The sequence below is a fragment of the Staphylococcus sp. Y174-1 genome, assembly GCF_049897865.1.
Taxonomy (GTDB): domain Bacteria; phylum Bacillota; class Bacilli; order Staphylococcales; family Staphylococcaceae; genus Staphylococcus; species Staphylococcus saprophyticus.
Map to the genome: position 1 here is coordinate 25,754 of NZ_JAFCXB010000007.1, position 12,843 is coordinate 38,596.

Here is a 12,843-nt window from a genome sequence, read left to right on the forward strand (position 1 = left end):
GGAGGTGGCAAGCATTGAGTAAAAAAGTTGAAAATATCGGAAATACGTTCACCTCTTCTGAAAATAAAAAGAAACAAAAGCAAAAAATGAGAAGACGTGTGATACGCAGACGTATCACTTTGTTTGGTGGGATACTGCTCGCGATTATTATTATTTTGTGTATCATGCTTGTCACTCAAAAGCAAAGTAATAATGACGATGCTGTAGAACGACAACAAAAAGAAGAAAAATATCAAAAGCAACAAGATGAGGAATTAGCATTAAAAGAACAACTTAACAACTTAAATGATAAGAGCTATATAGAAAAAGTAGCAAGAGATGATTACTATTTAAGTAATGATGGAGAAGTTATATTTAAGTTACCGAGTGATAAATCGGATGCAGGTTCAAAATCTTCTAAAGAAGATAAATAGCGAAAATTATTTTTTTGCATCATAATACCATTGTTAATTTATGCAAACAGGCATATAATAAGGTTAAAATCGAAACAAATCGGGAGGATTTATTTACAATATGTCAATCGAAGTAGGAAACAAGCTTAAAGGTAAAGTCACTGGTATTAAAAAGTTTGGCGCTTTCGTCGAACTTCCAGAAGGAAAAAGTGGCTTAGTTCACATAAGTGAAGTTGCAGATAATTACGTTGAAAACGTAGAAGATCATTTATCTGTTGGAGATGAAGTTGAAGTTAAAGTGCTATCTATTGCTGATGACGGTAAAATTAGTCTATCTATTAAAAAAGCAAAAGATCGTCCGCGTAGACCTCAAAGTAAACCTAGTCATAAACAACCACAACCCAAAGGTGAAGACTTTGAAAAGAAATTAACAAACTTCTTAAAAGATAGCGAAGATAAATTAACTTCCATCAAACGTCAAACTGAATCAAGACGCGGTGGCAAAGGCGCTAGACGCTAATAATAGATAATACAACTGTTTTATATATAACTAACTGATTTATTGAGAACAACGTACAATCAATGATTCCAATATTAAGTTTGAGCGTAACAATCTAAGACTGTTTTCTTAATTGAGGAAACAGTCTCTTTTTATTGTAATATGGGATGATTCCAAAGTGATTAGGCTAATTGTTGGAAGATTTAGAGTGAGTGGAGGTAGATGAAGCTGAACGTTAATACTGAGGGTTGGACGAAAGATAAGCACATTGTATTGGCGGTTTCTACAGGTGTTGATAGCATGGTGTTATTACATGAGTTAATCACAAGATTGAAAGATTCATACACAAAATTAACCTGCTTACATGTAAATCACAACATCCGCCCGATAGCGAAGGAAGAAGAATATTTTCTCAAACAATTTTGTAAAGCACATCATGTTGAGCTTTACGTTAAGCACTTAGATTTATCAGATGTTATTGAAAAAGGGAATAGTATTGAAAATGACGCAAGAGTAGCACGTTACCAATGGTTTGATGAGATGATGTATGAATTAAAGGCAGATATCTTACTGACCGCCCATCATCAAGATGATCAGATAGAAACTATTTTTTATCGAGTAATGACTGGACGTTCCACAAGAAGTAGTTTAGGTATGGCTTATCAAACTGCACGCGCATCTTATCAGATATGTAAACCATTATTATCGACAACAAAAAATGAAATTCGTGATTATCAGGTTATGCATCGTGTACCTTATTATGAAGATGAAACAAATACACAAAATCATTATGTGAGAAATGACATTCGTAATCGTATTTTGCCTGAAATAAATGAAAATGCACAACTTGCTACAGATCAATTAATCAAACTAAAAGAGTGGCATGATGAACAACTTGAAGTGATAAATAAAGAAGCCGTCGCATTTATAAAACAGGATATACGTAAAAGTGTTAAAACACAGAAGTATACGATAGCAAGATCACAATTTTTAAATTTAAGGCATAGTGTCAAGATGGCAGTGTTAGATAACCTGTTTGAACAACTTCAAATCACTCGCTCAATAACTGAAAAAACTTATAATGAGTGGTTTCAAAAATTAGAAGGAAATTTGACGCAATGCACATTATACACGACAGATAAATGGATAATTCATATCGCTTATGATAAATTTATAATAATGGCAAATTATGATGTGAAACATTTTCCGATTCAGATTACTCACCCTGGTATATACAACTATAGTCATTATCAAATTGACGTTAAACATGACTTTCCTGTTGGGGACTTTCCGTTAGTTATTCGTACACGAAGAGATGGAGATAAATTCGAGTTGAATGGTATGGAAGGACATAAAAAAATAAGTAGGTTGCTTATTGATCATAAAATCGTTCAATCCGAACGCAATCAATTACCAGTCATGGTTAATGCCCAAAATGAGATTATTGCTGTTGGCACATTATATTTAAAAAATAAATACGAACAATCAATTTTTATACGAGATATGGGAGAGGAATAAAAACATGCGAGATGATTTAAAAGAAATATTATTATCAGAGGAAGATATTCATCAGATTTGTAAAGATTTAGGTGAAGAGATTACACGAGCTTATAATGGGAAACCGCTTGTATGTATCGGCATATTAAAAGGTTCGGTCATGTTTATGGCAGACTTAATAAAATATATTGATACGCATTTAGCTATTGATTTTATGGATGTTTCAAGTTATCACGGTGGCACAGAATCTACTGGAGAAGTTCAAATTTTAAAAGATTTGAGTTCGTCAATTGAAAATAAAGATGTGTTAATTATTGAAGATATTTTAGAAACTGGAACAACATTAAAATCAATCACTGAGTTATTGGAGTCACGTCGTGTTAATTCACTTGAAATTGTAACATTACTTGATAAACCAAATCGTCGTAAAGCTGATATTGAAGCTAAGTACGTTGGTAAAAAGATTCCGGATGAATTTGTGGTTGGATACGGTTTAGATTATGCTGAACACTATCGTAACTTACCGTATATAGGGACACTTAAATCAGAAATTTATTCAAAGTAAGCAATACAATTTTATGAAACTGAAAATTATTATATAATGTAAGTCTAAGCGTAAATATATTAATCAGTATGTCTATGTGTTCGCTTTAAAAAGTATTTTTCATACATAAAACGAACGTGACTTAAATTGTAAAATATTGAATTTTGTAACTTATGTGCACTAGGGACAATTTAAATTTAAAATAGAGCATTGAAAATTGTAAACATAGTACAAAAGTTGAAATACTAGCAGTAAACTCATGTATTGTGTTACAATTTTTGTTAGTTTTATTATTGAAGTAGGAGGAAACGACGCATGCAGAAAGCCTTTCGTAATGTGCTTGTTATCGCAATTATTGGCGTTATAATATTTGGTTTATTTTCATTTTTAAATGGAAATGGTAATATGCCAAAACAACTTACATATAACCAATTTGTGAAACAGCTAGATAAAGGTGATTTAAAATCACTTGAGATACAGCCTGAACAAAATGTATATATGGTAAGCGGTAAAACCAAAGATGATAAAGAATATTCTTCAACTATTTTATATAACAACGATAAAGAATTAGAAAAAATAACTGATAAAGCACAAAACCAAGACGGATTGAAATTTACAGTTAAAGAAGAAGAAAAACAAAGTGTATTTGTAAGTATTCTAACTACACTAATTCCTGTATTAATTATTGCATTATTATTTATTTTCTTCCTAAGCCAAGCTCAAGGTGGCGGCGGCGGTGGCGGTCGTATGATGAACTTTGGTAAGTCCAAAGCTAAAATGTACGATAGCCAGAAGAAACGTGTTCGCTTCTCTGATGTAGCAGGCGCGGATGAAGAGAAACAAGAATTGATTGAAATTGTCGATTTCTTAAAAGACAATAAACAATTTAAACAAATGGGATCAAGAATTCCAAAAGGTGTTTTATTAGTAGGACCTCCAGGTACAGGTAAGACTTTACTTGCACGTGCGGTTGCTGGTGAAGCAGGCACACCATTCTTCTCAATTAGTGGTTCTGACTTCGTTGAGATGTTTGTTGGTGTCGGTGCAAGTCGTGTGCGTGATTTATTTGAAAATGCTAAGAAAAATGCACCATGTATTATTTTCATCGATGAAATTGATGCAGTGGGTCGTCAGCGTGGCGCTGGTGTTGGTGGCGGACACGATGAACGTGAACAAACGCTTAACCAATTACTAGTTGAAATGGACGGATTTGGCGAAAATGAAGGTATCATTATGATTGCCGCTACGAACCGCCCTGATATTTTAGACCCAGCATTATTACGTCCGGGTCGTTTTGATAGACAAATTCAAGTTGGTCGTCCAGATGTTAAAGGACGTGAAGCGATTTTACATGTTCACGCTAAGAACAAGCCACTTGATGAAACAGTAGACTTAAAAGCAGTTTCTCAAAGAACACCAGGCTTCTCTGGTGCAGATTTAGAAAACTTACTTAACGAAGCATCTTTAGTTGCTGTTCGTGAAGGTAAGAAAAAAATCGATATGCGTGATATAGAAGAAGCTACTGACCGTGTTATTGCAGGTCCAGCTAAAAAATCTCGTGTTATTTCAGAAAAAGAACGTAATATTGTTGCCCACCATGAAGCTGGTCATACAATTATTGGCATGGTGCTTGATGAAGCCGAAGTTGTTCATAAAGTAACGATTGTTCCACGTGGACAAGCGGGCGGTTATGCAATGATGTTACCTAAACAAGATCGCTTCTTAATGACCGAACCAGAGTTGCTAGATAAAATTTGTGGCTTACTTGGTGGACGTGTTTCAGAAGATATCAACTTTAATGAAGTTTCTACGGGTGCTTCTAATGACTTTGAACGTGCAACGCAAATTGCGCGTCAAATGGTTACAGAATACGGTATGAGTAAGAAACTTGGACCTATTCAATTCTCAAGCAGTAGCAATGGCCAAGTGTTCTTAGGTAAAGATATGCAAGGTGATCCTGAATACTCTGGACAAATTGCTTATGAAATTGATAAAGAAGTACAACGCATTATTAAAGAACAATATGAGCGTTGTAAAGACATTCTGTTAGAACATAAATCACAATTAATCTTAATTGCTGAATCATTACTAACAGAAGAAACATTAGTTGCTGAACAAATACAATCATTATTCCATGATGGTGTGTTGCCAGAAGTTGACTATGACGGAGCTAAAGTCGTAGAAGAAGACAAAAATGACTTCGAAGATGGTAAATACGGTAAATCATATGAAGATGTGCGTAAAGAACAATTAAATCGTAGTGACGATGATCAAAAAGACGATCATGAAGATGAAGAATCTGGTGACAATGAAAAAGACGGTGAAAATTCAGAGCCAACTGGCCATGAACAAGCACCTGACATTGACAGACCAGGTAATTCAAACGACCCTGATCGTCGAAACTAAAGACTGAATTTTAAACTTCTTTCTGCTATGATACGAATAGTAGAAAGAAGTTTTTTTATGGTTCATATAATTGCAAACAGATGTTTCGCAATTTTTGGTGCGAAAGTTTAAAATAAATTGCGTTATTAAAAAGTAACCCAAAATAGACATGAAAATGAAATGTTTTATAATAAACACAGTTAATATTAAAGGAGAAATTTTAAAAATGACAAATGATTATATAGTTAAAGCTTTAGCTTTTGGAGGACAGATTCGTGCTTACAGTGCCTTGACAACTGAGAGTGTGCAAGAAGCACAAACAAGACATTATACTTGGCCGACTGCTTCTGCAGCACTTGGGCGCACAATGACTGCGACATTAATGATGGGCGCAATGCTAAAAGGAAATCAGAAGTTAACAGTTACAGTAGATGGCCAAGGACCAATTGGCAAAGTTATTGCTGATGCAGACGCTAAAGGAAATGTACGAGGTTATGTCACAAACCCACAAACCCATTTTCCTTTAAATGATCATGGCAAGTTAGATGTTAGCCGTGCAGTAGGAACGAATGGTTCATTAACAGTTGTTAAAGATGTAGGATTGAAAGATTATTTTTCTGGTTCTAGTCCACTTGTTTCAGGTGAACTCGGCGATGATTTCACATACTATTTTGCAAAAAGTGAACAAGTTCCTTCATCAGTAGGATTGGGTGTATTGGTTAATCCAGATAATTCAATTAAAGCTTCTGGAGGATTTTTAATACAAGTTATGCCAGGCGCAGAAGACGAAACGATTAATAAACTAGAAGATGCGATTAATCATATGACACCTGTTTCTAAACTCATTGATCAGGGTTTAACACCTGAAGAATTACTTTTTGAAATATTAGGTGAAGAAAATGTACAAATATTAGAAAATGTTCCAGCACACTTTGAATGTAATTGTGGACATGACAAATTTTTAAATGCGATTAAAGGTTTGGGAGAAGCTGAAATTCAAAATATGATAAATGAGGATCATGGTGCTGAGGCGGAATGTCATTTCTGCAGAAATAAATATCAATTTTCTGAAGAAGAGTTACAGCAATTATTAGATAATATTAAATAAACCCGCTAGAATGAAACTAGACAGATAAGTATGTTAGGTTAAAATTGGAAGAATAAGTTTTTGCAGTTGTATTTACAGAAAAATCTGATAAAATAGAATGTATATCCGATTGAAAAAGTAGGTTTTAAACTTTTTAACGAAAAGGAGCAATACTTATGACAAATAAACCAGTAGATAACATTGTAGAAGTAATTGGTAACACACCAGTAGTTAAATTAAATAAGGTAGTAGACGAAGACATTGCAGACGTATATGTTAAACTTGAATATCAAAATCCAGGTGGTTCTGTAAAAGATCGTATTGCATTAGCGATGATTGAAGAAGCTGAAAAAGCAGGCAAAATCAAACCAGGTGATACGATTGTTGAACCAACAAGTGGTAACACTGGTATTGGTTTAGCATTTGTTTGTGCTGCTAAAGGTTATAAAGCCGTTTTCACTATGCCTGAAACAATGAGTCAAGAGCGTCGTAATTTATTAAAAGCATATGGCGCAGAATTAGTATTAACGCCTGGTTCAGAAGCTATGAAAGGCGCGATTAAAAAAGCAAAAGAATTAAAAGAAGAACATGGTTATTATGAACCTCAACAATTTGAGAACCCTGCTAATCCTCGTGTTCACGAATTAACAACAGGTCCAGAATTAGTTCAGCAATTTGAAGGTAAAACAATTGATTCATTCTTAGCTGGTGTTGGTACTGGTGGTACATTAAGTGGTGCTGGTAAAGTATTGAAAGAAAACTACCCAGACATTAACTTAGTTGCGATTGAACCAGAAGATTCACCTGTATTAAGTGGTGGCGAACCTGGTCCACATAAACTACAAGGTTTAGGTGCAGGATTTATTCCAGACACTTTAGATGAAAATATCTATGACGAAGTAGTTCAAGTAGGTAATGAAACTGCAATGGACATGGCGCGTAAAGTTGCTAAAGAAGAAGGTATCTTATGTGGTATTTCTTCAGGTGCTGCTATTTATGCGGCTATTGAAAAAGCGAAACAATTAGGAAAAGGTAAAACAGTAGTGACTGTATTGCCAAGTAATGGTGAACGTTACCTTTCTACTCCTTTATTCGCATTTGATGACTAATCCAATATAACGTGAAATTGAGCCGGGCACATATAAATGTGCACCGGCTTTTTGTTTTGCTGTGCCTTTTAATATGTTCAAGGATAATGTTAAATTTTAGGTTGGTATATGTATGGATTAAGCGCTGATTACTGAAAAATATAGCAAATAACGTTATTATAGAAATAAGATAACAACTTAAAGATAAAATCATTTTATAAGTGAAAGGAAGCAAAATGATTATGACACATACAAAAATTATGGGCATATTAAACGTTACACCGGATTCATTTTCAGACGGCGGTAAATATAATACAGTCGATCGTGCAGTGAAAAGGGCAGAGGAAATGGTAGAAGAGGGTGTGGATATTATAGATGTTGGTGGTATATCTACAAGACCAGGATTCGAAGAAATTACTGTAGAAGAGGAATTGGACCGTGTATTACCGGTAGTGAAGGCATTGAGTCACTTAGACGTTCAACTATCAATCGATACATATAGAAGTGAAGTAGCAGAAGCAGCGATGAAATTAGGTGCAACAATGATAAATGATCAATGGGCTGGACTAAATGATGCACGTATATTTGATATTGTTGCAAAATACGAGGGAGAAATTGTGTTAATGCACAATGGCGATGGTCAAAGATCAGAACCAGTTGTTGATGAAATGTTAGTGTACTTGCTTAAACAAGCAAATAAAGCTGAAATGGCTGGCATTCCTCAACATAAAGTTTGGCTCGATCCAGGTATTGGGTTTGCAAAAACTAGAGAGGAAGAAAAAGAAGTCATGGCACGATTAGACGAACTTGTAGCTACAGGTTACCCAGTACTGTTGGCAACAAGTAGAAAAAGATTTATTAAAGAAATGATTGAGCAAGAGACCACACCTGTTGAACGAGATGAAGCAACAGCTGCTACTACAGCCTATGGTATAATGGAAGGCGTAAAAGCGGTTAGAGTACATAATGTCGCGCTGAATGTTCGTTTAGGACAAAGCATGGATTATTTAAAGGAGAATGATAATGAGCGACACAATATTTCTTAATGGTATGAGATTTTATAGTTATCATGGTGCGCTACCAGCTGAAAATGAAATTGGCCAAATATTTATCGTTGATATTACGATGAATGTTGATTTGAGCACAGCAGGTCAGTCAGATGATGTTAAGGATACGGTACACTATGGTGAAGTATTTGAAGATGTTAAAGCAATTATGGAAGGTGAGCCGGTAAATTTATTGGAGCATCTAGCGGAACGTATTGCAAAACGTATAAATTCACACTATAATCGTGTAGTGGAAACGAAAGTCAGAATCACTAAAGAGAATCCACCCATACCAGGTCATTATGATGGTGTAGGTGTAGAAATAGTGAGGGAGAGTCGCGCATGACATACGCATATTTAGGTTTAGGAAGTAATGTTGGGGAGCGGTTGACTCAGCTTGAAGCGGCCATATCGATTTTAAATGATAAAGAGGGCATTACAGTTACACAGAAGTCACCGATTTATGAGACGGACCCAGTAGGTTATGTAGATCAACCGCAATTTTTGAATCAATGTATTGAAGTTCAAACCACATTGGAGCCTAACGAATTATTGAAAGCCTGTTTGGATACTGAGCAACAACTACATCGAGTGAGAGATATACGTTGGGGGCCAAGAACCTTAGATGTTGATATCTTATTATATGGAGATCAAATTATTAATGAATCTGAGTTAATAGTGCCACATCCACGTATGTTGGAACGTTCGTTTGTACTTATTCCATTGAATGACATTGCAACGAATGTCATTGAACCTAATTCAAATAAGGAAATAGGGCATTTAGTGATACCAGATGAGTCAGTTAGAAAATATGAATTTTAATAAATGTGCGTAAATGCGTATTTTTGAAGCGGTTATGTGCACGTACATTATATGGATTGAATTTAATGAGTTACTGTCAGTCGTGTGAGTACATGTGGAGCGATTTAGGCATATAAAATATATGCATGCACCCATTGACGTGTATAACTTAGTGCTTTTTATGAAGAACTGCATATGTAACTATCAGTATTTAATCACTGGCCGCGTGTCAGTTGCACGATTATCTATTTGAAATTAAGTATTTATAAGTGAATCAATAAAATCCAGAAAAAAGTTTAAATAACTTTATTCCGTTTGCATCGTCTAGTAGAATTGAAGAGTGAGAAAGTTGGAATGTGAGAAGTACATATGAATGTGTTTAGCTATCCTTAAGGATACTCACTTCTAAGAATAAACAAAGCAGAAAATGTTTTGTTAAGTTGAAATTCGGTAATAAATGATCATTTTTATTTAAATATTTCAATTAGAAGTCCAAGCAATAGAAAGTGAAAGTAGAACAAGAAGCATAAAGGAGAGAAAGTTATGTCAGAAGAAATGAATGACCAAATGCAGGTCCGTCGCCAAAAATTACAAGAACTATATGATTTAGGAATAGATCCATTTGGTCAAAAATTTGATCGTACTTCAATGGCAACCCCATTACATGAAGACTGGGATCAATTTAGCAAAGAAGAATTACATGAAAAAGAAGAAGAAAGTCATGTAAGTATTGCTGGACGTTTAATGACGAAACGCGGAAAAGGTAAAGCGGGCTTTGCACACGTTCAAGATTTAAGTGGTCAAATACAGATTTATGTAAGAAAAGACCAAGTAGGTGAAGATCAATTTGCTATTTGGAATTCTGCAGATCTTGGAGATATAGTAGGCGTGGAAGGCGTAATGTTTAAAACTAACACTGGTGAACTATCAGTTAAAGCACAGTCATTCACTTTATTAACAAAAGCCTTACGTCCACTCCCAGATAAGTTCCATGGCTTACAAGATATAGAACAACGTTATCGTCAGCGTTATTTAGACTTAATTACTAACCAAGATAGTACACAAACATTCATTAAACGTAGTAAAATATTGCAAGAGATGCGTAACTATTTAAATCAACAAGGATTTTTAGAAGTAGAAACACCTATGATGCACCAAATCGCAGGTGGAGCAGCTGCACGTCCTTTCGTTACACATCATAATGCGTTAGACGCTACCTTATATATGAGAATTGCGATTGAATTACATTTGAAACGTTTAATTGTTGGTGGATTAGAAAAAGTTTATGAAATAGGTCGTGTATTTAGAAATGAAGGTGTGTCTACAAGACATAATCCGGAATTTACTATGATTGAATTATATGAAGCTTACGCTGATTATCATGATATTATGGATATTACAGAAAATATGATTAGACATATATCTGAAAAAGTATTAGGTACTGCGAAAGTAACGTATGGAGAAGAAACAATAGATTTAGAATCTAAATGGAAACGAATCCATATGGCCGATGCCGTTAAAGAAGAAACGGGTGTCGACTTCTTCAACATTCAAAGTGACGAAGATGCGAAAATAGCTGCTAAAGAACACGGCATAGAAATTACAGATAATATGAAATATGGTCATATATTAAATGAGTTCTTTGAACAAAAAGTTGAAGAAACACTCATTCAACCAACATTTATATATGGTCACCCAATTGAAATCTCTCCATTAGCTAAGAAAAATGCGGAAGATCCAAGATTTACAGATCGCTTTGAGTTGTTTATTGTTGGAAGAGAACACGGTAATGCATTTACTGAATTAAATGATCCAATCGATCAAAGAGCAAGATTTGAAGCGCAATTAGTAGAAAAAGAACAAGGCAACGATGAAGCACATGAAATGGATGAAGACTTTATCGAGGCGTTAGAATATGGTATGCCTCCTACAGGTGGATTAGGAATCGGAATTGACAGATTGGTTATGTTACTTACAGATTCTGCCTCTATTAGAGACGTATTACTGTTCCCTTATATGAGACAAAAATAATAGCGATAAATATAATAGAACTGGATCAATCTTTATACATCATGTAATTGATGTGTGAAGATTGATCTTTTTTTATGCTATTTACAAGGCGTGTTTATCGCGAATATAATATAACTTAAAAGAAAATCAGTACATGAATTTAATTCTTTAAAGTAATAAGATACATTTAAGTAAGATTCTGCTATAAAAATATAAAAATAAACTGAAAAAAGGATGGAAAAGTCAGTTTCTATATGGTAAGATAGTTCAAGTCGAGTTAAAGAAACGAGATACGGCTTAACAAATGCAACAAAATAATTTAAGTAAATGTTTGAAAAGCTATTGACTTAAATGTTAAAACGTTGTAATATATAAAAGTCGTCAAAAACGAGTTATTACATAACAAATATTCAAGTGAAGATCTTGTAAAGAAAATTTAAAGATAGTGTAAAATTGACTATTGCAAATAATCGTTAAACAATGTATCATTAATTGAGTAAGTTATTTTGTCTGGTGGCAATAGCAAAGAGGTCACACCTGTTCCCATGCCGAACACAGAAGTTAAGCTCTTTAGCGCCGATGGTAGTCGGACTTACGTTCCGCAAGAGTAGGACGTTGCCAGGCTTAGTAATCGAATTGATTTTATGTGGAGGATTAGCTCAGCTGGGAGAGCATCTGCCTTACAAGCAGAGGGTCGGCGGTTCGAACCCGTCATCCTCCACCATTTCAAATGAATAGCCGGCCTAGCTCAACTGGTAGAGCAACTGACTTGTAATCAGTAGGTTGGGGGTTCAAGTCCTCTGGCCGGCACCATTTCATGAGCCATTAGCTCAGTTGGTAGAGCATCTGACTTTTAATCAGAGGGTCAGTGGTTCGAGCCCACTATGGCTCATCCAGTTTCATTTTGCAGAAGTAGTTCAGCGGTAGAATACGACCTTGCCAAGGTCGGGGTCGCGGGTTCGAATCCCGTCTTCTGCTCCATTATTTTTGCCGGGGTGGCGGAACTGGCAGACGCACAGGACTTAAAATCCTGCGATAAGTGATTATCGTACCGGTTCGATTCCGGTCCTCGGCACCATCATTTTAATATAGCGCCCGTAGCTCAACTGGATAGAGTACTTGACTACGAATCAAGAGGTTACAGGTTCGACCCCTGTCGGGCGCACCATTTTAAAATGCATGTTAATTATATATACGGGAAGTAGCTCAGCTTGGTAGAGCACTTGGTTTGGGACCAAGGGGTCGCAGGTTCGAATCCTGTCTTCCCGACTCTTTTTGAAAATAGTATGGGGGCTTAGCTCAGATGGGAGAGCGCCTGCTTTGCACGCAGGAGGTCAGCGGTTCGATCCCGCTAGTCTCCACCATATTGATTATTATTGAAGAAATGAACATTGAAAACTGAATTGCAATATGTCAACGTTAATTCCGAACGCAACATTAAATTGTTGGTTCAAAACAAGTGTTAGAGATAACACAAATTAGTATTTTATGAGC

The 12,843-nt window shown here is 35.3% G+C and carries 11 protein-coding genes, 8 tRNA genes and 1 rRNA gene; all 20 read left to right on the top strand.

The window, feature by feature from the left end; all coding sequences use genetic code 11:
- Positions 1-14: 14 nt before the first annotated feature.
- The 20 genes from ACP7BT_RS12870 (at position 15) to ACP7BT_RS12965 (ending at position 12,713) form a co-directional block, all read left to right on the top strand.
- A complete protein-coding gene (locus tag ACP7BT_RS12870) occupies positions 15-413 on the top strand; it encodes an FtsB family cell division protein (RefSeq protein ID WP_011303866.1) in 399 nt (132 codons plus the stop codon).
- Between the two features lie 100 nt (positions 414-513).
- Positions 514-912, top strand: coding sequence for a S1 domain-containing RNA-binding protein (locus ACP7BT_RS12875; RefSeq protein WP_002484195.1), 399 nt, complete (start codon positions 514-516; stop codon positions 910-912).
- 201 nt (positions 913-1,113) lie between these two features.
- A complete protein-coding gene (gene tilS / locus ACP7BT_RS12880; RefSeq protein ID WP_002484194.1) occupies positions 1,114-2,409 on the top strand; it encodes a tRNA lysidine(34) synthetase TilS in 1,296 nt (431 codons plus the stop codon).
- A 4-nt stretch (positions 2,410-2,413) separates the two neighbouring features.
- Positions 2,414-2,953, top strand: coding sequence for a hypoxanthine phosphoribosyltransferase (gene hpt / locus ACP7BT_RS12885; RefSeq protein ID WP_002484193.1), 540 nt, complete (start codon positions 2,414-2,416; stop codon positions 2,951-2,953).
- A 294-nt stretch (positions 2,954-3,247) separates the two neighbouring features.
- A complete protein-coding gene (gene ftsH / locus ACP7BT_RS12890; RefSeq protein WP_002484192.1) occupies positions 3,248-5,338 on the top strand; it encodes an ATP-dependent zinc metalloprotease FtsH in 2,091 nt (696 codons plus the stop codon).
- A 205-nt stretch (positions 5,339-5,543) separates the two neighbouring features.
- Positions 5,544-6,425 carry an Hsp33 family molecular chaperone HslO gene (gene hslO / locus ACP7BT_RS12895; protein WP_002484191.1) on the top strand — a complete coding sequence of 294 codons (882 nt, stop codon included), beginning with the start codon at positions 5,544-5,546 and terminating at the stop codon, positions 6,423-6,425.
- A 155-nt stretch (positions 6,426-6,580) separates the two neighbouring features.
- The gene (cysK, locus tag ACP7BT_RS12900; RefSeq protein ID WP_002484190.1) at positions 6,581-7,513 is read left to right on the top strand and encodes a cysteine synthase A; all 933 of its coding nucleotides are present in this window, start codon (positions 6,581-6,583) and stop codon (positions 7,511-7,513) included.
- A 221-nt stretch (positions 7,514-7,734) separates the two neighbouring features.
- Entirely contained in the window at positions 7,735-8,538 is an 804-nt protein-coding gene (gene folP / locus ACP7BT_RS12905) for a dihydropteroate synthase (RefSeq protein WP_011303862.1), read from the top strand.
- On the top strand, positions 8,516-8,884 hold the full coding sequence (gene folB / locus ACP7BT_RS12910; protein WP_011303861.1) for a dihydroneopterin aldolase: 369 nt from the start codon (positions 8,516-8,518) through the stop codon (positions 8,882-8,884). Before folP ends, folB begins: the two co-directional genes overlap by 23 nt.
- A complete protein-coding gene (folK, locus tag ACP7BT_RS12915; protein ID WP_002484187.1) occupies positions 8,881-9,360 on the top strand; it encodes a 2-amino-4-hydroxy-6-hydroxymethyldihydropteridine diphosphokinase in 480 nt (159 codons plus the stop codon). The genes folB and folK overlap by 4 nt, the downstream gene beginning before the upstream one ends.
- A gap of 522 nt (positions 9,361-9,882) precedes the next feature.
- A complete protein-coding gene (gene lysS / locus ACP7BT_RS12920; RefSeq protein WP_002484186.1) occupies positions 9,883-11,370 on the top strand; it encodes a lysine--tRNA ligase in 1,488 nt (495 codons plus the stop codon).
- A 488-nt stretch (positions 11,371-11,858) separates the two neighbouring features.
- Positions 11,859-11,973 (top strand): 5S ribosomal RNA (gene rrf / locus ACP7BT_RS12925).
- A 24-nt stretch (positions 11,974-11,997) separates the two neighbouring features.
- Positions 11,998-12,073 (top strand) — tRNA-Val (locus ACP7BT_RS12930).
- Positions 12,074-12,086: 13 nt separating this feature from the next.
- A tRNA-Thr gene (locus tag ACP7BT_RS12935) sits at positions 12,087-12,162 on the top strand.
- Between the two features lie 6 nt (positions 12,163-12,168).
- Positions 12,169-12,241 (top strand) — tRNA-Lys (locus ACP7BT_RS12940).
- 14 nt (positions 12,242-12,255) lie between these two features.
- Positions 12,256-12,330: transfer RNA gene (locus ACP7BT_RS12945), tRNA-Gly, on the top strand.
- A gap of 8 nt (positions 12,331-12,338) precedes the next feature.
- Positions 12,339-12,427: transfer RNA gene (locus ACP7BT_RS12950), tRNA-Leu, on the top strand.
- 13 nt (positions 12,428-12,440) lie between these two features.
- Positions 12,441-12,517 (top strand) — tRNA-Arg (locus ACP7BT_RS12955).
- 27 nt (positions 12,518-12,544) lie between these two features.
- Positions 12,545-12,618, top strand: a tRNA-Pro gene (locus tag ACP7BT_RS12960).
- A gap of 19 nt (positions 12,619-12,637) precedes the next feature.
- Positions 12,638-12,713: transfer RNA gene (locus ACP7BT_RS12965), tRNA-Ala, on the top strand.
- Positions 12,714-12,843: the final 130 nt, after the last annotated feature.